We start from the raw sequence: 25556 nt of genomic DNA, 5'->3' as shown, positions 1-25556 counted from the left end.
CTTGTTTTGGGGGCCCAAAGAAGGCCCGCCGGATTGCAGATTGCCGCTCGCGAGTGAATTGCTCGGCCCGGTTTGCACGGTCGGAGCGGTCGGGTTGAAGCTGCCAGACTGATGCTCCCAAGGACGGGCATGGAATTCGGCAACACCGTTTAGAACGGATTGGCTGCCACTTTCTACGATCCGCTCGCTGTTCATGAGGGCGATCCAGTTAATGGCCACGATGGTGAAGACGCCCGTGGATGAATCCGAATACCGTCTTGTCCCGCTTGACCGCCTTCGCATTCTGCTGAAGCTCTGACCCAAGCTCGCCGTCGTGGAGTTCACTTGCCCGCGACGGCAGATGGGCGCTTTGCTCCGGTGTCGCTGATCTTTGCCTTGCTGGCCTTGCGCATGTCCGACAGCTTTCGCTTGAGCTGCGACTGGCGGCGGTTCTGGTAGGCTGTGATCAGTGGCAGGGTGACGTGATAGGCAACCAGCCCCGTGATCAGCCCGGGCAGGATGCCGCCCACGAGAAACGGCAAGAACACCTGATCGTAGAAAATGCCCAGCCGGTCCCAGTTGGCAATGTCCTCGGTAAACAATGCCTTGAAGTTGGTCCACAGGTCGGCAAATGCACCCGAGAACTTCGTCATAAGGTTGGAGTTCATCTCTTCCGCGAATTCGCCGGAGTTGATCTGTTCCTGCAAGTGTCCCCGAATCTCGGGCGAGACGTCGAGACCCAGCAGCCAGTACCCGGTCTTGAGGGCGATCGCGGCGATGAAGGGGAACGTGACCGGATTGCCGAAGAACGTGGCCAGAAGGGCGGCAAGCATATTGCCCCCAATCGCCTTGGCGACGAGGAAAGCAGTCAGGAAATGCAGCCCGTAGAAGGGCGTAAAGGAGACGAAGACGCCACAGAAGATGCCACGTGCGATCCGGTGTGGCTTGTCGGGCAGGCGGCGGATGCGGTGTTTGACGTAGATCGCGGCACGCCCCCAGCCGCCGCGCGGCCAAAGGCTCTCGGCCACGACTTGCAGCCAGTTCCGTTTATCCCGTCGCTTGAAGACCACGCTTCAAGACCCCCAATCGTACTCCAGCCCTATGGCTTCTGTTCGGTGTCGCGCACCCTTGCCACCTCGGCCACGTCGCTATCTGCCTCAAGCGCGGTCATGACCATGTGAAGGTGCTCTACATCCCGCAGGTCTACGTCCAGTTCGAGGCGATAATAGTCCGGCTTCCGGTCAACAAAGTGCAGATCGGAGATATTGGCCTTCTGCTCGCCAATCAATGTGCAGATTCGCCCCAGTACCCCGGCGTCATTCGAGATCGTAAGCTGAAGTGTCACCGAGTAGATGGCCGGGTGAAGCCCTGTATGCCAGTGCAGGTCCACCCAGCGGTCCGGCTGGTCCTCCAGTTCCACAAGGTTAGGGCAGTCGATCGCATGCACCACCACGCCCTGGCCGCGATAGGTGATGCCAACGATACGTTCTCCTGGGACCGGCTGGCAACAGGTGCCGCGGGAGGGCGTCTGGTCGGGGGCGAGACCAAGAACGGCGCGGCCCTTTTCGACCTCTTCGCCCTCGCGCGAGGCAAGTTCGGGATAGAGCGTGGACACGACATCACGCGCGGACAGTTCCGCCGAGCCGAGGCGGGCCAGCAAGGCATCGCGATCACTCAGGCCCATCTGCCGCGCCGCGGTGATCAACGCCTTGTCGGTCGCCTTCTTGCCAACATGGTCGAAGGCCACGCGGGCAAGTTCGGATCCAAGCTTGATGTAGCGTTCGCGGTTTTCTTCCCGCAGCGACCGGCGAATGGCGGATTTCGCCCGCCCGGTAACCACGATGTCGAGCCAGGTGGCCTGCGGGCGCTGGCCCTCGGCGGTAATGATCTCCACCGACTGGCCATTCTTCAGACGCGTCCAGAGCGGAACCCGGACCCCGTCGATCTTGGCGCCGACGCAGCTGTCGCCGATGCGGGTGTGAATCCCGTAGGCATAGTCCAGCGGCGTGGCGCCCTTGGGCAGCTTGATCACGTCGCCCTTGGGGGTGAAGCAGAAAACCTGGTCGGAATACATCTCGAGCTTCATGTGCTCGAGGAACTCCTCGTTGTCGCTTTCGTTGAACCGTTCCGAGAGTGTGTTGATCCACTCCGCCGGATCGACGGCAAAGGGGTTTTCCGCCCGCACGCCATCGCGGTAGGACCAGTGCGCGGCAACACCGGACTCGGCGACTTCATGCATCTGACGGGTGCGGATCTGCACTTCGACCTGCTTGCCGTCACGTCCCGACACGGTGGTGTGAATGGAACGGTAGCCGTTGGACTTGGGCTGGCTGATGTAGTCCTTGAACCGGCCCGGCACCGCTTTCCAACGCTGGTGAATGGCTCCAAGCACACGGTAGCAATCCTGGTCGCTCCGGGTAATGACGCGGAAGCCATAGATGTCGGAGAGACGGGAGAACCCCATACCCTTTTCCTGCATCTTGCGCCAGATCGAGTAGGGTTTCTTTGCCCGGCCGAAAACCTCGGCTTCGATACCGCCCTTGTCCAGCTCGTAGCGAATGTCGTGCGTGATCTTGTGGATGACGTCGCCGGTCTCGCGCTGGAGCGTGATGAAGCGCCGGATGATGGAGCTGCGGCCCTCCGGGTTGAGGACCCTGAAGGCAAGGTCCTCCAGCTCGTCGCGCATCCACTGCATGCCCATCCGGCCGGCGAGCGGGGCATAGATTTCCATCGTCTCGCGGGACTTTTGGGCCTGCTTTTCCGGCTTCTGGTACTTGATCGTCCGCATGTTGTGCAGACGGTCGGCGAGTTTCACCAGGATCACGCGCAGGTCGCGCGACATTGCCATCAGCAGCTTGCGGAAGTTCTCGGCCTGTTTTGTCTCCGAGGAGGAGAGTTGCAGGTTCGTCAGCTTGGTAACACCGTCCACGAGTTCCGCGACATCCTTGCCGAAGCGTGCTTCGACGTCGGAGTAGCTGGCGCGGGTGTCCTCGATGGTGTCGTGCAGAAGCGCCGTGATGATGGTCGCATCGTCGAGGCGCTGCTCGGTCAGCAGGGCCGCAACGGCGACAGGATGCGTGAAGTACGGCTCGCCGGACTGGCGCATCTGCCCGCGATGCATCTCCTCACCGAAGGCATAGGCCTCCCGGATCTTGTCGATGTTGCTGCGCGGGTTGTAGGCAGTGACCAGCGCGACGAGGTCTTCGACGTCAATCATGCGCGCTGGCTACTCTCACACTTGGGGTGTTTACTTCGGCTCCTGCGCTTCCATCAGCGCACGAAGCAGCTTTTCCTCGTCCATGTCGTCGGTCTGCGGCTTGTCCGGGGTTTCGGCGCCCATGAGCAGTGCCATGGAATCCTCTTCCGGCTCGTCGACCTCGATCTGGGTCTGGTTCGCCTCGATCATTCGCTCGCGCAGATCGTCGGCCTGCTGGGTCTCCTCCGCGATCTCGCGCAGCGAGACGACGGGGTTCTTGTCATTGTCGCGGTCCACGGTGATCTGCGAACCGGCAGAGATTTCGCGCGCCCGGTGGGCGGCGAGCATCACCAGCTCGAAGCGGTTCGGAACCTTGTCAACGCAGTCTTCGACCGTCACGCGGGCCATCGGAAACTCCAGTCCTGCCAGGGTAGGGAAAGCGTTCCTTATCGCCCCTTGTCAGAAAGCGCAAGGGATTCGGGCGGCTCTTTTGGCAATATCCCGGTAAGGTCGGCCTCGGTCAAGGCAGCGCACATTTCGCGGACGCTCCGCCCCAGAACGGGATGGATCCAGTCGGGGCAAATGTCGAGGAGTGGCACAAGAACGAAAGCGCGATCCTGGATGCGCGGATGTGGCAGCACGAGACGATCCGGCGCGATGGTTCGCTGCTGCTCGGTCGGCAGGTCGTACCAGTGCTGCCATACGTCGATGTCCGGCACGACCTTAAGGCCATGGTCGAGCAGGTCCAGATCGAGCGTTCTTGCGCCCCAACGCTGCTGCCGTGTGCGTTCGTGGCGGTTTTCGATCTCGTGGAGGTGCGACAGAAGCGCCGATGCGGTGAGCCGTGTCCGCAGAAGGACGGCAGCATTGGCGTAGTCCGGACCGGCGCCAGCAGGCATGCAGGGCGTTGCAAATATACGGCTTGCGGCCAGCACTTCAACGTCCGCGCAAACGATTTCGTCAATGGCCGTCCTCAAGGTCAGCGCTGGTGGCCCTGCGGGTCCCGCAAGGTTCGACCCCAGCGCAACCAGAGCCTTTGTATCGGATTTGTGACGTGTTATATCTTGCGGCACGCAAGGAAATCCTTATTTTTCGACTACTGCACCGGGCGTCCACTCAACCACTCAAGATCCGGGCAGCATATACCGAAAGGAAATTTCATGTTCTACAGGGATGAAAGGCTCGCGCTCTTCATCGACGGTTCGAATCTGTACGCCGCCGCCAAGGCACTCGGTTTCGACATCGACTACAAGCTGCTTCGCCAGGAATTCATGCGACGGGGGAAGCTGTTGCGTGCGTTCTACTACACCGCGTTGCTGGAAAACGATGACTACTCGCCGATCCGGCCTCTGGTGGACTGGCTTCACTATAACGGCTTCACCATGGTGACCAAGCCGGCCAAGGAGTACATCGACAGCCAGGGTCGCCGGAAGGTGAAGGGCAACATGGATATCGAACTGACCGTCGATGCCATGGAACTGGCCCCACATGTCGATCACGTCGTGTTGTTCTCGGGTGATGGAGATTTCCGTCCCCTGGTTGAGAGCCTGCAACGGCAAGGCGTTCGGGTTTCCGTGGTTTCGACGATTCGCAGCCAGCCGCCCATGATCGCCGACGAACTGCGCCGGCAGGCGGACAACTTCATCGAACTCGATGAGCTGAAGGACGTGATCGGTCGCCCGCCGCGCGAACCGCGTCCCGAGCCGGTCGAGCGCTCTGCGGAGTTTGAGCGGGAGTAACACCCTCCCGGAGTTCCATTCAACGGCCCGCCACTTGGTGGGCCGTTTGCGTTTGGCGGCCGTGAATGTGGGTTTGTCGGTCGCAAAAGGCCACATTTCTGCGCTGGACGCATGGAGCCGCGGGGCTTAGGTCTGAGGCCCGGAGGCCGATGATGAGCAAAGCACCTTTGAAAATCTACCTTGCCGCGCCGCGCGGCTTCTGTGCCGGCGTCGACAGGGCGATCAAGATCGTGGAGATGGCGCTGGAAAAGTGGGGCGCGCCGGTTTTCGTGCGCCATGAGATCGTGCACAACAAGTTTGTCGTGGATGGGTTGCGCGAAATGGGCGCCGTGTTCGTCGAGGAGCTTGATGAATGCCCGCCGGACCGCCCGGTGATCTTCTCCGCCCATGGCGTGCCGAAATCCGTTCCGGCTGCTGCGGAGGCGCGGGAAATGGTCTACGTCGATGCGACCTGCCCGTTGGTTTCAAAGGTCCATATCGAAGCGGAGCGTCATGCGGCCGACGGGCTGCAGATCGTGATGATCGGCCACGCCGGCCACCCGGAGACCATCGGCACGATGGGGCAATTGCCGGACGGTGACGTCTTGCTGGTCGAGACCACCGACGATGTGCCGGGGCTCGAAGTGCGGGACCCTGACCGGCTGGCCTATGTCACCCAGACGACGCTGTCGATCGACGACACGGCCGGTGTGGTGGCCGCGTTGAAGGCGCGGTTCCCGGCGATTGTCGGCCCCCACAAGGAAGACATTTGCTATGCGACCACCAATCGTCAGGAGGCGGTGAAGGCAATGGCGCCCAAGGTGGACGCGATCCTCGTCATCGGGGCGCCGAACTCCTCGAACTCCCGCAGGCTGGTCGAGGTCGGGGCGAAGGCCGGATGTGACTATTCGCAACTGGTCCAACGGGCCGGCGACATCGACTGGCGGGCGCTGGAGGGGATTTCGGCGCTCGGTGTCACGGCCGGGGCATCGGCGCCTGAAGTTCTGGTGCGAGAGGTCATCGAGGCTTTCTCCGAACGCTTCGACGTGGAGGTAGAGCAGGTGGAGACCGCCGTGGAGCGGGTGGAGTTCAAGGTGCCGCGTGTGCTGCGGGTGCCGGCATGATCTCGCTCCAGTTCCTGTTGACCGCCTTTGTCGTGGTCGTCGCGCCCGGCACAGGTGTCGTCTACACTCTGGCCATCGGGTTGGGGCAGGGGCGGAGAGCGGCCTTCTGGGCCGCGCTGGGCTGCACCTTCGGAATTGTGCCTCACCTTGCAGCGGCCGTGTTGGGGCTGGCTGCGGTACTGCATACCTCGGCGCTGCTGTTCCAGTTGGTCAAGTTCGCCGGTGTGGCTTACCTGCTCTGGCTGGCGTGGCAGGCGCTGCGCGGGGGCGGTGCGCTTCGGATCTCTGCCGACCGCAAGGCACCTGAGCCCTGGGCCATCACCCGGCGGGGCGCATTGATCAATATCCTGAACCCGAAGCTATCGATCTTCTTCCTTGCCCTTCTGCCGCCGTTCCTTTCTGGCGCGCCAGAGAGCGCAACGGCCGAGATGTTGCTGCTGGGAGCTGTGTTCATGATCATGACCTTCGCGGTCTTCGTGCTCTATGGGGCTTTCGCGGCCTCGGCACGGGACATGATCCTGTCCAGTGAGCGGGCGATGCGCTGGTTCAATCGGTCCTTCGCGGCAATCTTTGCCGCGCTTGGCGCACGGCTGGCGCTGGAGCGGGCATGACCGGGGTTCCCCGAACGGCGCTGTTGCTGGGGCTGGCCGGTCTCATCCCCTTCCTGTGGGGTGTTCTCACGCGGTATTCGCCTGCGTTGCAGGACCTGACATTGAGCCTCGCAGGGCCGCGCTTCGTGGCGCCCTACATCCTGCTTTACTACGGTACGATCATCCTCGCCTTCATGTCGGGCGTGCTGTGGGGCATGGCAACGCGGGCGGATGGCGAAGTGGCGAGCCTTGGCTATGCTCTCTCCGTGATCCCGGCAATCTGGGCATTCCTGTTCACGGGCACGGGGCCGGTGAGTTCTGCCGGATACCTGATCGCCGGTTTCCTTGGCGTGCTCGGGATCGACTGGTTCTTCTGGCGAAACGGTCTGGCGCCTTCCTGGTGGATGACACTCAGGGTTCCGCTGACTGCGGTCGTGGTGCTCTGCCTCGGCGTTGTGGTGTTCGGGTGATGGCCGATCGCAAGACAATCGAGGTCTATGACACCGGTGCAACGGACTATGCGGATAGGCTGACGAGCGACAAGCCCTATCCGCGTCTGGAAGCATTCATCGACGCCATGCCTGAAGGCGGTCGGGTTCTGGACCTCGGCTGTGGACCGGGCAATGCCGCGGCGCGCATGATGGCGCGTGGTCTGAAAGCCGATGCGCTGGATGCATCCGAAGCCATGGCCGCTCTGGCGCTGGAACGCTACGGCGTTTCGGTGCGGGTTGGCACCTTCGATGACATCACCGGGGCCGAGATCTATGACGGTGTCTGGGCGCATTTCAGCCTGCTGCATGCACCGCGAAAGGCATTCCCCCGCCATCTGGCGGCGATCCGCACAGCGTTGAAGGCGGGCGGCCGTTTCATGGTTGCGATGAAGTCCGGTGAGGGGGAGGGCGCTGACAGCCTCGGGCGGTTTTACAGCTACTATGGCGAAGAGGAGCTCGTCGGGATGCTTGAAGCTGCCGGTTTCGAGGTGTTCGAGCGCGAGTTCGGCGAGGACAAAGGCTTCGCGGGCAAGCTCGATCCCTGGATCATCCTGCATGCGGTGGCTTCCCCCTTGCCCGTCGCCCCCACCTGACGTATCCGCCCGGTCATGACCGAACTCTATGCCTATACCGACGGAGCCTGCTCCGGGAATCCCGGCCCGGGTGGCTGGGGCGCTCTCCTTCAGGCGAAGGAGGGGGACGATGTCGTCAAAGAACGGGAGCTCAGTGGCGGTGAGGCGCAGACCACCAACAATCGCATGGAGTTGCTCGCTGCAATCAATGCGTTGGAGAGCCTGAAAAGGTCCAGCACGATCACCGTCGTCACCGACAGCGCCTATGTGAAGAACGGTGTGACGGGGTGGATTCACGGCTGGAAACGGAACGGCTGGAAGACGGCCGCCAGGAAGCCGGTGAAGAACGAGGAGTTGTGGAAGCGCCTCGACGCGGCGCAGGCGCGCCACGAGGTGCGATGGGAATGGGTGAAGGGCCATGCCGGCCACCCGGAGAACGAGCGTGCCGACGAACTGGCCCGAATGGGCATGGCGCCGTTCAAGAGCTAGCCGGATGTCTCCGGACGCAGCCCCAGCACCAGCGCGGCCACGGCGCTGACAATCAATCCCTTGTTGCGGTTCTCCGGGATGGCAAACAGGCCCCTGTGCAGGATCATTCCGTCCACCATGCTGGCCAGTGCCCGCCCCAGCAGATCGGCGTCATGCTCCGGTCCGACTTCGCCACGGGCCTGAAGGTGGGCGATCTGTCCGGCGTAGTGTTTGCCGAGACGCTCGAAGAATGCCGCGACCTTCTGCGCAAAGGCGTCCGAGCCGAAACTGGGTCCAAAGACCTCAAAGAAGATTGGCACGAACTGCGCCTGATCGGCAGGCACATCCATCGTGCGCGCGATCTGTTCCGCGAAGGATTGCAACGTCTCGCATCGCGGGTCGTTTGAAATCCGTGCCTCCAGATCGCTGAAGTGCCGCTCTACCATGGCTTCGGCCAGGGCTTCCCGGCTTCGGAAGTAGAGATAGAGCGTGCCCTTGGCGACGCCCAGTTCCGCCGCGACATCTGCCATGGTGGCAGCGTGGTATCCCGTCCGGGCGAAGACCTTCAGCGCGGCATCAAGGATACGCCCCCTCATGTTTTCCTTGTCCACGATCTTCGGCATGCATCTCGCTCCCTTCAGCGCATTGTAGCGCAACGGTTATTCCTGACCAAGTGGTCACTGACGCAGTGGTCATTTTCCTGATTGGCCGGGCAGTCGAAAATGCTATAAATGACCAAGCAGTCAGAAAAGGATATTGCCGTGAAAACCGTTTGTATCGCCGGCGCGACCGGATACCTCGGTCGGCATCTCGTGCGGGAATACCTTGACCGGGGTTGGCAGGTCCGCGCGCTGGTCCGGGACAGGGTGAAAGCCGCCAAGAGTGGTCTCGGCGGGACGCTCGTCGAAGTGCAACCAACCCGGGCGGAGACGCTCGGCGTTATGGCGGGTGCGGACCTTGTGGTTTCTGCGCTGGGGATCACGCGGCAAAGGGACGGGTTGAGCTATCGCGACGTGGACTACCAGGCCAACGCCAACCTGTTGGATGCGGCATGCGCATCAGGCGTGGGCCGTTTTGCCTACGTACATGTTCTGAATGCACAGACAATGCGAGGCGTCTCGCTGGTCGAGGCAAAACAGGCCTTTGTCGAGCGTCTCCGGCAGACGGATATCGCCGCGACCGTGATCTGCCCTTCGGGGTTTTTCTCCGACATGGAGGATTTCCTGAACATGGCACGGGGCGGGCGTGTCTGGATCTTTGGCGACGGCCAGCGACGGCTGAACCCGATCCATGGGGCGGACCTCGCCAGCGCCGCAGCGGACGCCATCGAGGCGGGGCGCGTGGAACTGCCCGTGGGCGGTCCAGACGTCTTCACCCACGAAGAACTGGCCCGGCTCGCGTTCGACACTCTCGAACGACCAATGCGGCTGACCCGCTTGCCGGACGGGCTGCGCCGGGCTGTCTTGGCGATCCTGCCCTATGTGACGCCAGCACATGTCAGCGGACCGGCGCGGTTTTTCCTGAGCGCCATGGGGGCCGACATGGTGGGCGAGCGGCATGGAAAACGGCACCTTGCGGATCACTTCAGGCAGATGGTGAACGGCGACTAGTCCCAGTCCGTGGGCCGGTCCCGGTCCCTCCAGTGGACGAATGCGCGGTCCACATCCTGCGGGCCGGAGCGTCCCAGCGACATCTCCGGAAGGGCGTCCGGCAGATAGAACGCGGCGCCGGAGGTTTCGGGGCCGGGCGCGGGCTCGGTTGCATCGTCCGCCTCGCACAGAAAGAAGAACTTGTAGAAATCACGGTAGTCAGGGGCACCGGGTTGCTTCGCCCTGTGGCGCAACTCGTAGAGCTTCAGTACCCGGACAGGCAGGGTGGCTTCCTCCCAGGTCTCTTTTACCGCGCAATCGGACGCTGTCAGTCCGATGTCGGCAAAGCCGCCAGGCATGGTCCATTTGCCATCGCGCTTTTCCCGCACCAGCAGGATCCGGTCGTTGCGGATCACGGCGGCGCGAATGTCGATCTTCGGCGTGGCATAGCCTTCCTGCGGCTCGGGAAGTCCCGACAGGCGCTCCACCGGCGTATCGGCCAGCCGGGCAATCATGTCGCGTGCGATGTCGTCGATCTCCTCGAACCGTTCGATATCGAACGGGTCGCGGCTGTAGTGCAGTCCGGTTGCGGCGAGCGCCTGCAGGCGCTTGGCGTGGGCAAGCCAGGTGTTTTCCATCAAAGATCCTTCAAGCTCCGCAGTTGTGCATGGTGCAGCTTGTGCGGGGGCAGGCAAGTCGTCCATGCGCGCGGATGCGTTGTCCTTTTTGGCTTGCCTCCGACGTCCCTGGACACGACCCTTGGGGTGTCACGGCGGAGGAGCGGATGCGGTTCACGGTTCTGGTGGGGGTGGCGCTGGTCGCCGGATGTGCAGACGAAACGATATCGGGCTATGCGAATCGCGAGGCGACGTATCGGTTGGAGGAGATGCACGGCGCGCCGGTTGAATGGCCTGCGACCATCCGATTCCCCGAGCGCGGCCGCGTGGTCGGGCAGGGTCCGTGCAATGACTTCAGCGCTGCCCAGAGCCTTGTTTATCCCTGGATAGAGGTTGCCCAGCCGAACGCGACCCGCAGGATGTGCCCGGACATGGCCGCGGAGCAAGGGTACCTGGAGGCCCTTCAAGCCGCGCACCTTGTCGAGGTCAGCGGACCGGTGCTGATTTTGACGGACGACACGGGCCGGGAAATGGTGTTTCGCGCCCAATCGCACTGACACCCCGCTTCAAGCCTCCAGAAGTGCCACGATTTCTTCCGCGAGCGCGGCAATTTCGCTGGCGGCGGCGCTCGTCCGCTGTCGTTCGGTGACGCCAAAGCCCAGACCGAGCGCTTCGGCATAGACCACGCGATTGCCAAGGACGGTTTCGGCGACCGGAGCGTCGAGGTCACCCATCTGGTCGGTGATCTCTCCTGCGAGGCGCGTTCCGGCGCGGGCCCGGTTGAGAACCGTCAGTGCGGGTCTGCGCGTGCGGTCCACGAGTTCGAGCACGGCTTCCGTCGCCCAGATATCGAGCTGGCTGGCAGAGACCGGCACAATCACGAGGTCGGCCTCCCGCAGCGCTGGCCGCAAGTCGCTGTCGGCCTTCGGGGGCGTGTCGACGATCACGAAGTCATTGGTTTTCTTCAGCTTGTCGCACTCATATCCAACACCCCAGGCGGAGGCGGTCGAGAACTCCATGCCCGGTTCGCCGCCGGTGGCTTCATGCCGGGTCATGAACCAGCGGCCGAGCGAGCCTTGCGGATCGGTGTCGAGCACGGCAACGCTGTGCCCCTGCGCCAGAAGGTGTACGGCAAGGTTCACGGCGACGGTGGTCTTTCCGGAGCCGCCCTTTTGCTGCGCAACGGTCAATGTGTATCCGGCCATGGTCAGCCCCCCGGTTCTGATGCTTGGCTGTCGGGATCGTGGCGCAAATGCTGCGGTCGCACAATAGGCCGGGGTGGGGCAAATGGACAGGTCTGCGAGCCTTGCTCCGGCCGGGTGGCGCGGATGCCGCCAACCGGAAGTCCATCGTCTGTCTCAGGGTGCGGTCCAGTCGACGTCGTCCGCGGGCTCAATATGCATGGACCCGTCGGGTGCGGGGCGAAAAAGCTCCCGGACCTGCTCCGGCGGGGCATCCAGCCATACCTGCCAGTGCCCGGTAGCAAGCAGCACACCCATGCGGTCATGGTAGGGGGCGACATCGCCATTTGGTGCGCAGGTAAGCGGGGCCACCTGGTGGACCTCCCGGTTGTCCGGGGCGATCCACGTATCCGTGATGGCCGCGAAGGGGAGTAACGATCCGTCGCGGGGGCGGATGCGCCATGGCGTCTTGCGCCCGCGCTTTCCGGTCCATTCGTACCAACCGTCCGCGAGCAGCAACGCCCGCCCCGTGCCCGCGAAGGCGGATTTGTCAAACAGGGTTTCCGACCGGGCGTTTACGATGGTCTCCATCACAGGGCGACCGCGTGCATTCTTCCGCCCGACGGGGATGATCCCCCAACGCATTGGAACGATGGCGTCTCCGGTCAGGACCAGCACGTCCTGCCCTGGGGCGATGTTTCGGCGGGCTGGCACGTGGGGAACCGCGCTCTTGGGCACGCCGCAAGACGCAGCCAGGTCCGCGCGGTCACGGCAAAGAAACAATCGTCCGGGCATATCCCGAACTTACGTCCGGTACGGTGCCTTGGCGAGACCGTAACGCGGTCGCTTCGGACACTCTGCCAGACACACCGGCGAACCGTGTGGCCAACACAGGCGTGGACGGGGACAGTGATTGCCGTGGGTCCGTGCAGTTTGAGTGTCCGCGCCTGAAATGGACTTGTCGCTGAGACCCGGAGAACGGACGCCGATTCCCGGCCCATGTTTCCACGCTGGAAAAAACTTAACGGATGCCGTTGCCTGGGTTGCCAATCTCCGCGCGCCCGGGCGCACTGCCCGACTGCGCCCGTTTCGGCGCGAACACTTGCTCGTTCCTGGACAGTGCCCGCCGCCGGCGCTCCATGCCAATCGGCGGGATTCAGCCCATGCTTGGCGGAAGAGTGCCCAGACATTGCCGATCCACCCATCCCGCTGCGCAAAACCCCGGTCGCCAGAGGGGAATCTGGCGCGGGTGGAATCGGCGTGAATCTTGCCAAGTTATTGAGAAATATAAATTTTAATGGAGCCATCGGTGCCGCCGGATAGACAGTCAGACGCCGGAGGTCCGGAACGCGTCGAAGCGGGACGTGATGATCGCAATCGGAGGGGTGCGTAGGAAAGTCCGATGCAAGTGTAGCGTCGTTGTAACAACGCACCCGCAAAGCCGCGAAGGGCCGGAGGCGAGGTTTGGAAACAATCCTGCCGCAAGTTAGTGATAGCGGTGATGTCACATACAGCTTCCCCCCTGCTGCGCCTTGTCGCGGCTGCCGCTATCGGCCTCGCTGCCGGTCCAGCGTTTGCATTGGACTCGGTGACCTTGAACGCTCCCGGCGTGGATGATGCGCTGAAGGCCAAGCTGGAGAACTCGTCGCTTCTGAAAAGGGCGCTGGACGAGCGGACCGCCGCGGTCGAAGCCGCACAGCCGAAATGGTACACGCCGTGGCGCCGCGAGCCCGGGGAAGTTCCGCCGCCGCCTGATGCATCGGACACGTTGGCCACGGCACGGGCCGAATACAAGCGCCTGATCTCGGTCCTCTACGGGGAGGGGCGCTACAGCGGCGTGATCAGCGTCAAACTGGATGGCCGGGAAGCCGCCGACATTTCGCCACTGAGCCCGCCGTCGACGATCCGCAATGCCGTGATCACCGTCCAGCCCGGGCCGGAGTTCAAGTTCTCCGAGGCGAGCGTGAAGCCGCTGGCGCCGGAAACCGAGTTGCCGGAGGGATACAAGCGTGGGGAGGTGGCCAAGTCCGGTCTGATCGGCGACGCCGCAAAAACCGCTGCCATCGCCTGGCGCGACGCCGGACATGCGAAGGTCTTTCTGGCGGACGAGGATATCGTCGGCGACCACGCAACGTCGACGATTGCGTCGCGGCTGACCGTGGATCCGGGACCAAAGCTCCGGTTCGGAGAGATGGTCGTGCGCGGCAACCAGCGTGTGCGGGCCGAAAGGATCGTTGCCATAGCAGGCGTGCCGACCGGAGAGACATTCAGCCCCGATGAGCTGAACGATGCGGCGGAACGCCTGCGCCGATCCGGCGCTTTCCGTTCCGTGTCGATGAGAGAAGCCGAAGCGGTCGGTCCGGGCGATCAGATCACCATCGAAACCGACGTGCTGGAAGAGAAGCGGCGCAGACTGGGTTTCGGCGCCGAGATCTCCAGCCAGGAAGGTGGGCGGATCAATGCCTACTGGATGCACCGCAACCTGTTCGGCGGGGCGGAAAACCTGCGGTTCGAACTGGATATCGAGAATATCGGAACCACGGCGGAGAACAATGGCGTCGACTACCGTGTGGGTGGCCTATTCCGCAGACCGGCAACCTTCCATCATGACGTGGATGCGCTGTTGCGTGGTTACATCGAACACGAGGACGAACCCGGGTACATTGCGACCACGGTCGAGGTCGGCGGGGGTATTGCCTGGCACATCTCCGATGAGTTGGAACTCGCCGCAGGCATCGATTTCCGCGCCTCCGAAGTAGAGGATGCCTTCGGCGAACGTGAGTATTCGATGGTCTCCTTTCCGTTCGCGCTGGAATGGGACAAGCGGGACGACGAGTTCGATGCCACCAAGGGCTTCTACCTCGACACCGAACTCCGGCCGTTTACCGGCATCGAGAACATGGAAACCGGCGGATTGCTGGAAATCGACGGGCGGTACTATTACGGCCTTGGTGAGGCGCGGAACACGGTCCTGGCGGCCCGGGTTCAATATGGCAGCCTGTTCGGACCCGAGATCCCGGACGCGCCGCAGGACTACCTGTTCTTCGCCGGTGGCGGCGGCTCGGTTCGCGGTCAGCCCTACCAGTCGCTCGGAACCGGAGAGATCGACGGAACGATCATCGGCGGCCGGTCCTACGTTGCCCTGTCGGGCGAAGTCCGCAGCTATGTGCGTGGCAACCTTGGCGTCGTCGGTTTCTACGACGCGGGCTATGTCGGCGCCGAGGAATTCTATGACGGTTCGGGCCGCTGGATGAGCGGTGCGGGCATCGGTGTGCGCTACAAGACGGGTTTCGGGCCGATCCGGGTCGACATCGCCACCCCTGTCGACGGCGGTCCTGACGACGCCGAGAAGGTTCAACTCTACATCGGGATCGGACAGGCATTCTAATGCAAACGCTTCGCTCTGTTGCCTTTCTTGCCACCCTGACAACTGCGCTTGTTCCGCTTGGTACGCCGGTCGCCGCGCAGGATGACGGTGGCGGCATGATTCAGCGCTTCTTGCAGGATTCGCTCTCTGGTGGCGGGCGAGAGGTGAACATCACCGGGTTCGAAGGCCTGCTCGCGGGCAATGCGACCATGCAGGAGATGACCATCGCCGACAGCGAGGGCGTCTGGCTGACGCTGCGCGATGTCGTGTTGGACTGGAACCGCGCGGCCATGCTGCGCGGCAACCTTTCGGTCGAGGAGTTGTCGGCGGGCGAATTGATCGTTGCGCGGCTGCCCATTTCCGACCCTGAGGCCGAGGACGCCCCAAAGGCGCCGAAGGCCGAGGCGACCGGTTTCTCGCTTCCGGAACTTCCCGTTGCGATCAGGGTGAACAAGTTTGCCATCGAACGCGCCGAGCTTGGCGAAGCGGTGTTGGGCCAGGCGGCCGAACTCGAGCTGGATGGCACGGTGATCCTCGCCGGTGGGGAGGGCAACGTGGAGCTACGCACGGTGCGAACCGACGGCCCAGACGACCGAATCGCGATCGTCGGTAGCTTCGTCAACGACACCCGGGTCCTTGCGCTGGATGTCGAGTTGGAGGAAGAGCCGGGAGGGCTGGTTTCCTCGCTGATCAATGTGCCCGGCAACCCGTCGCTCGGCCTCGATATCGAAGGCCAGGGTCCGCTGTCGGATTTCGCAGCGGATATCGGGCTGCGCACCGATGGCGAAGACCGGGTGACCGGCCGGGTCACGTTGAAGGGTTCGGGCGAGGGCGCAACGGATTTCGCGGCGGAGATCGGCGGGGACATCACGCCGATGCTGCCACCGGAGTTTCACGACTTCTTTGGCGAGGACATCCGGCTGAAGACCAGTGGGTCGCGCGCCGCCGATGGGGCGCTGGAGCTGCCGGAACTGACCATCGCGGCAGAGAGCCTGTCGCTGGACGGCAACCTGAGTCTCGGCGCCGATGGCCTGCCCACGGCTTTTGCCCTGAACGGCGAGTTGGCCGATCCGAGTGGCGCGCCGGTGCGTCTGCCGGTCTCGGGGCCGGGCAGCTTCCTGCAGAAGGTTACACTCGATGCCGCGTTCGATGCGAGCCAGGGCGAACAATGGACGCTCGATGCCGTGGTCGAGGCGCCCCAGATGGAAGGTTTCGAGGCCGAAACCGTGGCATTGAACGGCGTCGGCATGATCAAGACCGAAGGTGGAGCCGCGATCACCGCCGACCTGATATTCGATGTGGATGGGCTGGCGCTGGCCGACGATGCGATGACGCAGGCGGTGGGCGATGCGGTGTCCGGTGGTGTTGCGCTGGGCTGGCAACAGGGCGGTGCGCTGGAGATCACGCGCCTCTATGCCGATGGCGCCGACTACGGCGTGTCGGTTCTGGGCGATGTCCGGATTCAGGACCGCAGTGTGAAGGTTTCCGGCGAGGGGCGTGTGCAAGCTCGTGACCTGTCCCGGTTCTCGGCAATTTCGGGCCAGGACCTGACCGGTGAAGTGACCGCGGACCTTTTTGGCCGGGGGGATCCACTGGGTGGGATCTTCGCGATCTCTCTCAACCTTGAGGGGCAGGGCCTGTCGATCGGTCAGGAGACAGCCGACCGGTTGCTCGCCGATCCGGTGACCGTGCATACGGCTGTGCGGCGGGACACCGAGGGCACCGTGCTTGACACGTTCGAGTTGCGAAGCAAGGGCGTGACAGCCGATGCCGAAGGTCGGGTCGGCGGAGGGACCTCCGACCTCGCTCTGAAGGCTGCTCTGACGGATGTCGGGCTGGTGATGCCTGGCCACGAAGGCGCGCTGACCATAGAAGGACAGGCGCGAGAGCAGGCGCCGGGAGATTGGAACGTCGGTGTCGATCTTGACGGCCCCTACGATCTGTCCGGCAATGTCTCCGGTCGCGTGAAGCCCGGAGAAAGCGATGTCGCGCTGGACCTCGCCATGCCGGACATATCTCCGCTCGTGGAGGGTCACGAAGGCCCGGTGAAGGTCACCGGCACAGCGGCGGAGACGGACGAAACCGGAAAGTGGGCTTTGGATCTCGATGTGCTCGGACCCTATGAGCTCACGGCGGCGGTCGAAGGGATCTATGGCGCGGGAGCCTCTGATCTGGCGCTCGACGTGGCGCTTCCCGATATATCGCCACTGGTGCCCGGCCATGAGGGGTCGGTGAAGATCGTGGGCACCGCGGCCGAAGCTGAGGCCGGAGCATGGTCCTTGGATCTCGATGCCGACGGACCCTATGATGTTGCCGCGAACGTGGAGGGCGTCTACGCGCCAAACGCCACCGACGTGGCCCTTGCACTGTCCCTGCCGGACATCGCCCCGCTTGTGCCGGGCCACACCGGGGCGGTAGACCTGCAAGGAAATGTCGCACAGGGAGACGCCGGTGCCTGGCAGTTCATGCTGGATGGCACAGGACCCTACGACGCGGCGCTGGACCTTGATGGCTCCATGGGCGGCGGTCCCGGCGAAGTGACGCTGAGCGCGGGGTTGCCCGATGTCTCGCCGCTCGTTCCCGGCCTCACCGGACCATTCAAGGCCGAGGGAACGGCGATCGACAATGGCGACGGCCTCTGGAAAATCGACTTCGACGCGGGCGGTCCCCTCGATGGTGCCGCGACCGTTGACGGTGTGGTTGGCGGCGGCAAGAGCGATCTGGTGCTGGATATCTCGGTGCCCGACCTCTCGCCGCTCGTGCCCCAGCTAAGGGGGCCACTGGACGCCAAGGGGACCGCATCGGAGATCGGCGATGGCCGCTGGGATGTCGACCTGGATGTCGACGGCCCTTACGGCGCCGAGGCGGACGTGGCTGGTGCCGTTGGCGCAACAGGCACCGACGTGGCGCTGAACATCGCGGTGCCCGACATTGCGCCGCTGGTGCCCGGGCACAGGGGCAGCGTTTCGGCTGCGGCGAGTGCCAGGCAGGCCGAGGATGGCAGCTGGGGGCTCGATGTCGATGCCAAGGGACCCTATTCCAGCGCGATCACTGCGGGCGGCACCTATGGCGGCGGCAAGAGCGCACTGCAATTCGAGGCGAGCCTGCCCGATATCGCTCCGGTTGCACCCGGCCTGACCGGCCCTGTTTCGCTCAAGGGGACGGCGGCGGAAGCCGGGGAGGGCCCCTGGGACGTCGATCTTGACGCAGGCGGGCCCTATGACAGCACCGCGCAGATCGCCGGAACGGTCGGGGTGGACAATACGGCCGTCGATCTGACCGTCTCCATCCCGTCGGTGTCGCCCTTTGCCCCGGGCGTGAGCGGCAGTTTCAATGCCTCCGGTTCGGTTGCTCAACAGGCGGACGGCTATGCGCTTGAACTGGCGACCAACGGCCCGCAGGGCGTGTCCAGCAACGTGAGCGGAACAGTTGCAGCCGATTTCTCGACTGTGAACGTACAGGCTGCGGGCGCGGCACCGCTGGGGCTGGCGAACCGCGCTCTCGCGCCGAACTCGATCCTTGGAACGGCGAATTTCGATATCTCCGTGAACGGAGCGCCATCCCTCCAGGCCGTGAACGGCACAGTGTCCGTGAACGGTGCCCAACTCAGCTTGCCGGAGTTTCAACAGACTCTGAACGGGATTACCGTGCAGGTCGGATTGAACGGTGAGAATGTGCAGCTCGATGTCTCCGCCAACGGTCCGGCGGGCGGCAGTGTGGGCGCCAACGGCACCGTACAGCTTGCCGGAGGTTTCAATGCCGACCTCACCGCGTCGCTCGACGATTTCGTGCTGACCGATCCTCTGCTCTACCGGACCTCTCTCAGCGGTGGTGCCACGATCGTCGGACCGCTCCTTGGGGGCGCGAATGTCGAGGGCAAGATCAACGTCGGTCGGACGGAGATCCGCGTCCCCGACGGCGGGCTTGGTTTCGGGGGGGCGATCCCCAACATGCGCCACATCAACGAGCCGGGGGCCGTACACCTTACCCGTGAACGGGCTGGGTTGGTCGAAGACGAGAAGAAGAACGCCGAAGGTGGAGGTGGCGGAGGTGTCGGTGGGCCGGTCTATGGGCTCGACATCATCGTCAGTGCTCCGGAGCAGATCTTCATCCGCGGCCGTGGGCTCGACACCGAGCTTGGCGGCACCGTCGTCGTCACCGGCACCACGGCCAACCCCAACCCGGTGGGAGAGGTCGAAGTGATCCGTGGCCGTCTCGATATCCTCGGGCAGCGGCTGGAGATGGATGATGGCACCGTCTCCATGGCCGGCGGGTTGCAGCCCTATCTTGACCTGACAGCCACCTCCAAACGCAACGAGTTCGAGTTTCTTGCCAGGATTACCGGGCCGGTGGATGACCCCAAATTCGACCTGGCGTCTGTTCCGGATCTGCCGGATGATGAGGTGCTGGCGCGCTTCCTCTTCGGCAAGAGCGTGACCGACCTTTCGGCCTTGCAGGCCGTGCAGATGGCGAGTGCGCTGGCGACACTTGCGGGCAAGGGCGGCCCGGGCCTTCTGGGGGGCGTGCGCCAGGGCCTCGGCCTCGACGATCTGGACCTGGCCACCACGGATGACGGCGAAACCGAGGTGCGGGCGGGCAAGTACATCAGCGACAATATCTATACGGAATTCGTTGCAGGCAGCGACGGAGATACCGAGTTCGACGTCAATGTCGATGTGTCGAAGAACTTCACGGTGAAAGGGACCGCCGATTCAAAGGGCGACAGTTCCATCGGTATCTATTTCGAGCGCGACTACTAGGCCGCGATTCCGATCGACAGACATGGGGCGGGCTTGCAAAGGCCCGCCCCGCCTGTTTCAAGCGCCCCGACCAATCCGCGCCCGGAGGCCCCATGTACGTCGTCACGCTCCTCACCAATCCAGCAACGCCCCGCCTCGAAGCCGCAGCGGTGGAGGCTCTTCGCAACGCCTGGGGCGGAGGCGATGCCCAATGGCTGATGCCGGATGTCGCGGCGGAGTTCGACGTGGCGGAGGTGCCGTCCGACCGCTGGCAGGTCTGGGACGACATGCAGGCGATGGGCGTCGATCTCGTGGTGCAGCCATCGGCCGGGCGGAAGAAGGCAATGCTGCTGGCCGACATGGACAGCACGATGATTGGGCAGGAATGTATCGACGAATTGGCGGACGAGGCCGGAGTCGGTGCTCGGGTGAAGGAGATTACTGCCCGTGCCATGAACGGGGAGCTGGATTTCGAGGGCGCCCTGCGGGAGCGGGTCGGCCTGCTGAAGGGCTTGCCTGTCGACGTGATCGACAAGGTCCTGGCAGAGCGCATCACCTGCACTCCCGGTGGCAAGCAACTGATTGCCACGATGAAGGCCAATGGCGGCTACGCGGCACTGGTCTCCGGTGGGTTCACGGCGTTCACGACCTCGGTCGCAGAGGAACTGGGTTTTGACGAGCACCGGGCGAACACGCTGCTGAGCGAAGATGGCGCCCTGACCGGGCGCGCTGCGGATCCTATCCTTGGGCGTGAGGCGAAGGTGGCGGCGTTGCAAGAGATCACCGCACGGCTCGGCATCACCCCGGCAGACGTGCTGGCCGTGGGCGATGGGGCAAATGACCTCGGAATGCTGGACTTGGCCGGGGCCGGGGTCGCGTTGCACGCCAAGCCCAGCGTCGCGGCCCAATGCGATATCCGGGTCAACCATGGCGACCTGACCGCGCTCTTGTTCCTGCAAGGCTATTCGTCGGACGATTTCGTCGGTGCTTGAGGTCTCTGTCGAGCTTCTCGCGCTCCTGATCCTCGCGGCCTTCGCGGCCGGTTTCGTGGATTCAATTGCCGGTGGCGGTGGTCTGATCGCGCTTCCGGTAATGCTCATGGCGGGGGCATCGCCTGTCGAGGCGCTCAGCACCAACAAGCTTCAGGGCGCCTTCGGGGCGGCGACGGCGGCGGTATCCTATGCCCGGGCGGGACATGTGAACCCATGGAGCCAACGCTGGGCCGCGCTGCTGGCCTTTTTTGCGTCGATGGCTGGTGCAATGCTGATCACCCGGCTGCCAACCGAGGGCGTGCGGGATATCCTGCCCTGGCTCCTGATCGCCATCGCCGTGTTCTTTGCCCTGCGTCCGGGACTCAGCGATCTCGATCGCCATGCGCGGGTCGCGCCGCTGGTCTTCACGCTTACGGCGGTTCCTGCGGTCGCTTTTTACGACGGTCTGCTTGGTCCGGGAACGGGAAGTTTTTTCATGCTGGCCTTCGTTGTGCTGGCCGGGCAGGGCATCCTGAAAGCCACGGCCCATACCAAGCTCCTGAACCTTGCCTCCAACCTTGGCGCCCTGGTGTTCTTCGCCTAGTTCGGAGAAATCTGGTGGATTACGGGGCTCTTCATGGCCGCCGCGCAGGTTGTCGGGGCCCGTACCGGCGCGCAACTGGCGATGCGCAAGGGGGCGAACCTGATCAAGCCGCTATTGATCGGTGTCTCACTGATCCTTGCGTTGCGGTTGCTGACGGCTGCCTAGCCGTGACTTGCCCGGCCAAGCCCTCAGTGCCGTGTCAAGTGTATGCCGCGCCGGCCTGGCTCGACAGTGCAGCAACTTCACTCAGGTCGTTCCTGAGGCAGGCACCTTCAAGACGTCCCACAAGAGTGGCGGACATGCGGATCCGACCGGCCAGATCGTGTAGTGGCACGTCGCTGTCGCCACCGATCCGCGCGGAAAAGGCCACGTAGGTCTCCACCATTGTGACGATGCCGGGCAAGGCTGCCGCGATAAAACCGTGCAAGGCGTCGCCAATCCCGGGATCGGCAAGCACCGCGCGGCGAATTGAGGTGAGGCCCGTCGCCAGTCGGGAGATCTCGCCGGCGGTCGCCAGAGGGGCCTTGCGTGTGGCGGTCGCCAACCGGTCGGCGGCGTCCTTGAGTTTAGCCTCCGCCCGGATATGGCCGTGCTCGTCCTGTGCCCCGCGAGGAATTCTGCGCCGGGTCAACCGTATGGTAGCGAGGCCGGCAACAGCGGTAAGCGCCAGAGCATGCCACCAGGCCATCGACAGACCGAGGTGGAGCACCAGAAAAGCGAGCACTGCCAGACCGCCGACGCGGCGTAGGGACGTTTTCTCATGGGCTCTCATGCCGTGCCTCTCAATCTGCGGAGCAGGTTTGCAGCGGCTCCATGCCCTGCCATGAAAAGGTCCGCATCCCTTCGAATAACCCGGCCCCGCCAAAGCGCCCCCCCCCGTTTGCCACGGCGGTGACCGTTGGCTTCATTCTTGCCGCGGACCCAAGTGATCAGGTCGGGAGCGAATGTCCGTTTCTTCCGTCGCGGCTTGGTCCCGGGCCGCAATCCGCAATGGCCATCCTCGGGAATCATGCTAGTGTTCCACGCGAAACGATCCTCCAGCAAGTCCGACAGCCATGTCGGTGCCACGAGATATGCATGAAGCCCCGGGCAGAATCGCAGAACCAACGCGACACACGTTCCGCGCGAGGCGTCGGAACAGGCGGCCCGGTTTCACGCTCCACAAACGAGCGCAGGGCGGTGGCTCCTGATTGAGCGTCACCTTTGCGTGAGAACCTCCATCTGAAATGAAAGGAAATCCAATGAAGACTGTTCTGACCTGCCTTGTCACCGCCCTTGGTGTGACGCTCGCGGCGCCCGCTTTCGCCGAAGGGGATGCGGACGCCGGCAAGAAGGTTTTCAACAAGTGCAAGGCTTGCCACGCGGTCGGTGAGAAAGCGAAGAACAAGGTTGGGCCTATGCTGAATGGCATCATCGGTGCACCAGCTGGCAAGGTCGAGGGCTTCAAGTACTCCGCCAACCTTCTGGAACTGGCCGAGGGTGGCCTGACCTGGGACAACGAAACTCTCGCTGCCTACCTCACCAAGCCGAAAGACGTGATCCCGAAAGGCAAGATGTCGTTTGCCGGGCTCAAGAAGGAAGAGGACATCGCGAACGTCATCGCGTACCTGAGCACCTTCGAGTAAGATCCGAACCATAGAAAAAAGAAGGGCCGCCCGGTGATCCGGGTGGCCCTTTTCTTTGGGTTTCAGACCGCGCGATTGCTCGGAGAACAACCGCGGGAGGAGCCGCTCAGTAGTCGCGGGCCTCGCCATGCAGCGCCGAGAGCGCTCCCGTTACCCGCCGGTGCAGGTCTTCGAGCCGGCTGCGCTCGATATCCTTGGCGCCACCATCGCAGGCGGGGGTGGCGAGCGATCCACTGACTTCCTCGCGAGCCTTTTCAAGCTCCGCGGTGATCTGGTGGATTCGTGTGATTGCGTCGGAGCTGACAGACATTTCTTTCCTCAGTGCTCGATTTCTGGCTCTTGGGGCCGGGAGTCGCGTCTCCCGGGGATTCTCGCGGTAATACCACCACAAAAACGCTGCCGAAACGCCCAATATCAAGATTTCCCTCATGCCCGACAGACATGGGTCCTGCGTGCACAGCATCGACGGAGCAGCAGGAAACGGATTGGACATTCCGAGAGCGACACCGTTCATTGAAGTTTCTGGCAACGGTGAGGTGATGCGGGTGCAGGTACTACGGATCGGAAATCGGGACGCACGCCACCTTTGGCTCTCGTCACAGGGGTTGAGCCAGACGCCGACCGGGCCGCTTGATGTGGCCGGTATCATACGGCAGTTGGGGTTCGTCCAGTTGGACTCCATCCAGGTCGTCTCGCGTGCCCACCACCACATTCTGTGGAGCCGGAACCAAAACTACCGGGAACCGATGCTGGACCGTCTGCTCGCCCGGGACCGGGGTGTGTTCGAACACTTCACCCATGACGCAAGCGTCTTGCCGATGGAGTTCCTGCCGATGTGGCAGCGCCAGTTCGACCGGATGCGGGCCAAGCTCGATCGCTCCAACTGGTATCGCGGCATGTTGGACAGGGAGGGTCGCGACGCGATCCGGGCTCGCATCCGGCAAGAAGGCGCGCTTTCGACCAAGGCTTTCGACACCGAGGTCACGGGCAAGCGGGAGATGTGGTCGCGCCCGCCGCACAAGCTGGCGCTCGACTACATGTGGTATTGCGGAGACCTTGCCACCTGCCACCGCGTCAACTTCACGAAGTACTATGATCTTGCGGAACGCGTCTTTCCCGAAGCTCTCCGCACGGCGCGACTATCCGATGAAGAACAGGTGGACTGGCTTTGCCGGGCGGCCCTGGATCGGATGGGGTTCGGATCCCCGGGCGATATCCAGCGATTCTGGGATGCCGTCAGCCTTGACGAGGCGAAGACCTGGGTCGAAGGCGCGATGGAGTCCCTGCGGCCGGTCGAGATCGAGACCGCGCAGCGCGGATGGGTGAAAGCCATTGCGCCCGCCGATATCGAGACACGGATTGAGGCCGCCGGAACCCCGACCTCCCGCCTGCGCATCCTGAACCCTTTTGATCCGGTGATCCGTGATCGCCAGCGCCTGCAGAGATTTTTCGGCTTTGACTACAGGGTGGAAATGTTCGTCCCCGCCGCCCGGCGGATCTGGGGCTACTACGTGTTCCCGCTGCTGGAAGGGCACCGGTTTGTCGGGCGGATCGAGGTCAAGGCGGATCGCAAGGCCTCGGTTCTGATGGTGTTGAACCTCTGGGAGGAACCGGGCATCGCATGGTCCGCTGCCCGGCGTGAGAAACTGCGGGCGGAACTTGACCGGATGGCCCGATTTGTGGGGCTGGCCCGCGTCGAATGGGTCAACTAGGGTGTGGATGGCCGCGATGCCTCCTTCGCCGGAACGTCAGTCGCAGCCTACGCAAATGAGCATTTGAGGAAGTTGTTGGACAATGGATAGCGAGCAGTTGAAGGATTGGTACTACGAGATCGAGGTCGCTCCGGGCGTCATGTCAGGAGGTCGTGTGCGTGGCACCCTTGGTATGACACGCGAGGTGATCGCCAATATGGATCTCGAAGGCGCCCGTTGCCTCGACATCGGCACCCAGGAAGCCGTGGCACCGGTCTTGATGGCGCGCCAGGGGGCAAGCTATGTCGCCGCATACGATCGTCTCGATCTGAGCGATCGACTGGCCATCGTTCAGTCATCCTATGGTGTCGATATTGACTACTATCACTCGCTCGAAATGCACCAGCTGAAACAGGCGTTGAACGAGCGCGAGGTTCCAGCATTCGATGTCGTCATTTTTGCCGGTGTTCTGTACCACATGATTGATCCCCTCGTGGGGTTCGCCGTGGCGCGAAGCACACTCCGGGACGGTGGGATCGCGGTGATCGAGTCGTCGGTCTATGTGTCCGACGAGTTTGTCATGCAGTTCAACGCTGGCGGACGATACTATCAGGGTTCGAACTATTTCCAGGTATCGCTGGCGTGCTACGAGTATTTTGCACACATGGTGCGCCTCAAGCCGATTGACCTGCTTTTTACAAGGCCGAGCGCCAGTGGAATCAGCAGGGTCAGCATGGTTTGCCGTGCGGTGACTGATGTCATAGCCGACGCCGACGACACGTGGATTCGAAAGGGTTTCGTCGCGCAGGACATGGCGGCCTATGGCCTCAGATACCGGGAACTGGCCAGCGACAAGGCGCCCGTGCCCTACACCGCAATCAATCCAGAGCTGGTCTTCCGAGAAGGTTCGGATTGCATTGATGTCCTGAAGACCTTCCACGCGTCAGCGCCAGTTGTCGGCTCTCGTCGCAAGGGGCAGTTGTTCTTGGAGGACTTGAAGTAGCACCACACACCAGGTTTCACCCAGCCGGCTG

24 protein-coding genes and 1 pseudogene are annotated in these 25556 nt (G+C 63.3%); 15 read left to right on the top strand and 10 right to left on the bottom strand.

Annotated features, from left to right (window positions below; genetic code table 11):
- Window positions 1-320 precede the first annotated feature (320 nt).
- From CLV78_RS21690 to folK, 4 genes are read right to left on the bottom strand one after another with little or no spacing between them, the layout of a single operon-like run.
- Complete coding sequence (locus CLV78_RS21690; protein ID WP_106207948.1) at window positions 321-1049, bottom strand: DUF2062 domain-containing protein; 729 nt, start codon at window positions 1047-1049, stop codon at window positions 321-323.
- A gap of 29 nt (window positions 1050-1078) precedes the next feature.
- Complete coding sequence (locus tag CLV78_RS21685) at window positions 1079-3196, bottom strand: RelA/SpoT family protein (protein WP_106207946.1); 2118 nt, start codon at window positions 3194-3196, stop codon at window positions 1079-1081.
- 30 nt (window positions 3197-3226) lie between these two features.
- Window positions 3227-3583 carry a DNA-directed RNA polymerase subunit omega gene (gene rpoZ / locus CLV78_RS21680; RefSeq protein WP_106207944.1) on the bottom strand — a complete coding sequence of 119 codons (357 nt, stop codon included), beginning with the start codon at window positions 3581-3583 and terminating at the stop codon, window positions 3227-3229.
- A gap of 38 nt (window positions 3584-3621) precedes the next feature.
- A complete protein-coding gene (gene folK / locus CLV78_RS21675) occupies window positions 3622-4248 on the bottom strand; it encodes a 2-amino-4-hydroxy-6-hydroxymethyldihydropteridine diphosphokinase (protein WP_342751845.1) in 627 nt (208 codons plus the stop codon).
- An 87-nt stretch (window positions 4249-4335) separates the two neighbouring features.
- Between folK and CLV78_RS21670 the strand changes: the two genes are divergently transcribed.
- The 6 genes from CLV78_RS21670 to rnhA all read left to right on the top strand — a co-directional run bounded on the left by CLV78_RS21670 (window position 4336) and on the right by rnhA (window position 8159).
- Window positions 4336-4914 (top strand): LabA-like NYN domain-containing protein, encoded by a 579-nt coding sequence (locus CLV78_RS21670; RefSeq protein WP_106207942.1) that lies wholly within the window; start codon window positions 4336-4338, stop codon window positions 4912-4914.
- Between the two features lie 152 nt (window positions 4915-5066).
- Entirely contained in the window at window positions 5067-6017 is a 951-nt protein-coding gene (gene ispH / locus CLV78_RS21665) for a 4-hydroxy-3-methylbut-2-enyl diphosphate reductase (RefSeq protein WP_106207940.1), read from the top strand.
- On the top strand, window positions 6014-6628 hold the full coding sequence (locus CLV78_RS21660) for a LysE family translocator (RefSeq protein WP_106207938.1): 615 nt from the start codon (window positions 6014-6016) through the stop codon (window positions 6626-6628). The genes ispH and CLV78_RS21660 overlap by 4 nt, the downstream gene beginning before the upstream one ends.
- A complete protein-coding gene (locus CLV78_RS21655) occupies window positions 6625-7077 on the top strand; it encodes a DUF3429 domain-containing protein (RefSeq protein ID WP_106207936.1) in 453 nt (150 codons plus the stop codon). Before CLV78_RS21660 ends, CLV78_RS21655 begins: the two co-directional genes overlap by 4 nt.
- Window positions 7077-7691 carry a class I SAM-dependent DNA methyltransferase gene (locus tag CLV78_RS21650; RefSeq protein WP_106207934.1) on the top strand — a complete coding sequence of 205 codons (615 nt, stop codon included), beginning with the start codon at window positions 7077-7079 and terminating at the stop codon, window positions 7689-7691. The genes CLV78_RS21655 and CLV78_RS21650 overlap by 1 nt, the downstream gene beginning before the upstream one ends.
- A gap of 15 nt (window positions 7692-7706) precedes the next feature.
- Window positions 7707-8159 (top strand): ribonuclease HI, encoded by a 453-nt coding sequence (gene rnhA, locus CLV78_RS21645; RefSeq protein WP_106207932.1) that lies wholly within the window; start codon window positions 7707-7709, stop codon window positions 8157-8159.
- On the opposite strand, the gene CLV78_RS21640 is transcribed toward rnhA, so the two are convergent.
- Window positions 8156-8761 carry a TetR/AcrR family transcriptional regulator gene (locus CLV78_RS21640; protein WP_106207930.1) on the bottom strand — a complete coding sequence of 202 codons (606 nt, stop codon included), beginning with the start codon at window positions 8759-8761 and terminating at the stop codon, window positions 8156-8158. The genes rnhA and CLV78_RS21640 overlap by 4 nt on opposite strands.
- 138 nt (window positions 8762-8899) lie before the next feature.
- Here CLV78_RS21640 and CLV78_RS21635 point away from each other — a divergent pair, with 138 nt between their 5' ends.
- Window positions 8900-9748 (top strand): SDR family oxidoreductase, encoded by an 849-nt coding sequence (locus tag CLV78_RS21635; RefSeq protein ID WP_106207966.1) that lies wholly within the window; start codon window positions 8900-8902, stop codon window positions 9746-9748.
- Here CLV78_RS21635 and CLV78_RS21630 read toward each other — a convergent pair.
- Window positions 9745-10365, bottom strand: coding sequence for an NUDIX hydrolase (locus tag CLV78_RS21630; protein ID WP_106207928.1), 621 nt, complete (start codon window positions 10363-10365; stop codon window positions 9745-9747). The two genes, CLV78_RS21635 and CLV78_RS21630, sit on opposite strands and share 4 nt — an antisense overlap.
- Window positions 10366-10511: 146 nt before the next feature.
- Here CLV78_RS21630 and CLV78_RS21625 point away from each other — a divergent pair, with 146 nt between their 5' ends.
- A complete protein-coding gene (locus tag CLV78_RS21625; protein WP_158263630.1) occupies window positions 10512-10901 on the top strand; it encodes an META domain-containing protein in 390 nt (129 codons plus the stop codon).
- Window positions 10902-10910: 9 nt separating this feature from the next.
- On the opposite strand, the gene parA is transcribed toward CLV78_RS21625, so the two are convergent.
- Entirely contained in the window at window positions 10911-11549 is a 639-nt protein-coding gene (gene parA / locus CLV78_RS21620; protein WP_106207924.1) for a ParA family partition ATPase, read from the bottom strand.
- Between the two features lie 153 nt (window positions 11550-11702).
- The gene (locus CLV78_RS21615) at window positions 11703-12320 is read right to left on the bottom strand and encodes an SOS response-associated peptidase (protein WP_106207922.1); all 618 of its coding nucleotides are present in this window, start codon (window positions 12318-12320) and stop codon (window positions 11703-11705) included.
- Window positions 12321-13026: 706 nt separating this feature from the next.
- Here CLV78_RS21615 and CLV78_RS21610 point away from each other — a divergent pair.
- The 4 genes and pseudogenes from CLV78_RS21610 to CLV78_RS21595 all read left to right on the top strand — a co-directional run bounded on the left by CLV78_RS21610 (window position 13027) and on the right by CLV78_RS21595 (window position 21371).
- Complete coding sequence (locus tag CLV78_RS21610) at window positions 13027-14913, top strand: autotransporter assembly complex protein TamA (RefSeq protein WP_106207920.1); 1887 nt, start codon at window positions 13027-13029, stop codon at window positions 14911-14913.
- Window positions 14913-19652 (top strand): translocation/assembly module TamB domain-containing protein, encoded by a 4740-nt coding sequence (locus CLV78_RS21605; RefSeq protein ID WP_106207918.1) that lies wholly within the window; start codon window positions 14913-14915, stop codon window positions 19650-19652. The genes CLV78_RS21610 and CLV78_RS21605 overlap by 1 nt, the downstream gene beginning before the upstream one ends.
- A gap of 92 nt (window positions 19653-19744) precedes the next feature.
- A complete protein-coding gene (gene serB / locus CLV78_RS21600) occupies window positions 19745-20623 on the top strand; it encodes a phosphoserine phosphatase SerB (RefSeq protein ID WP_106207916.1) in 879 nt (292 codons plus the stop codon).
- Window positions 20616-21371, top strand: a pseudogene (locus tag CLV78_RS21595) (TSUP family transporter). Before serB ends, CLV78_RS21595 begins: the two are co-directional and overlap by 8 nt.
- 34 nt (window positions 21372-21405) lie before the next feature.
- On the opposite strand, the gene CLV78_RS21590 reads toward CLV78_RS21595, so the two are convergent.
- Window positions 21406-21978, bottom strand: coding sequence for a hypothetical protein (locus CLV78_RS21590; RefSeq protein ID WP_106207914.1), 573 nt, complete (start codon window positions 21976-21978; stop codon window positions 21406-21408).
- A 469-nt stretch (window positions 21979-22447) separates the two neighbouring features.
- Between CLV78_RS21590 and CLV78_RS21585 the strand changes: the two genes are divergently transcribed.
- Window positions 22448-22831, top strand: a complete 384-nt coding sequence (locus tag CLV78_RS21585; protein WP_106207912.1) for a c-type cytochrome — start codon at window positions 22448-22450, stop codon at window positions 22829-22831.
- A 106-nt stretch (window positions 22832-22937) separates the two neighbouring features.
- Here the strand turns inward: CLV78_RS21585 and CLV78_RS21580 are convergent, their stop codons facing one another.
- Complete coding sequence (locus tag CLV78_RS21580) at window positions 22938-23141, bottom strand: hypothetical protein (protein ID WP_106207910.1); 204 nt, start codon at window positions 23139-23141, stop codon at window positions 22938-22940.
- 175 nt (window positions 23142-23316) lie between these two features.
- Between CLV78_RS21580 and CLV78_RS21575 the strand changes: the two genes are divergently transcribed.
- Together CLV78_RS21575 and CLV78_RS21570 are read left to right on the top strand one after the other, a co-directional pair.
- Window positions 23317-24543, top strand: coding sequence for a winged helix-turn-helix domain-containing protein (locus CLV78_RS21575; protein ID WP_342751844.1), 1227 nt, complete (start codon window positions 23317-23319; stop codon window positions 24541-24543).
- Window positions 24544-24625: 82 nt separating this feature from the next.
- On the top strand, window positions 24626-25525 hold the full coding sequence (locus CLV78_RS21570; protein WP_106207908.1) for a class I SAM-dependent methyltransferase: 900 nt from the start codon (window positions 24626-24628) through the stop codon (window positions 25523-25525).
- The last annotated feature ends 31 nt before the right edge of the window (window positions 25526-25556 follow it).

The sequence above is a fragment of the Aliiruegeria haliotis genome (genome assembly GCF_003003255.1).
Taxonomy (GTDB): Bacteria; Pseudomonadota; Alphaproteobacteria; order Rhodobacterales; family Rhodobacteraceae; genus Tropicimonas; species Tropicimonas haliotis.
Note: the sequence above shows the minus strand (reverse complement) of the source record. Positions and strands in the feature narration are given on the sequence as shown.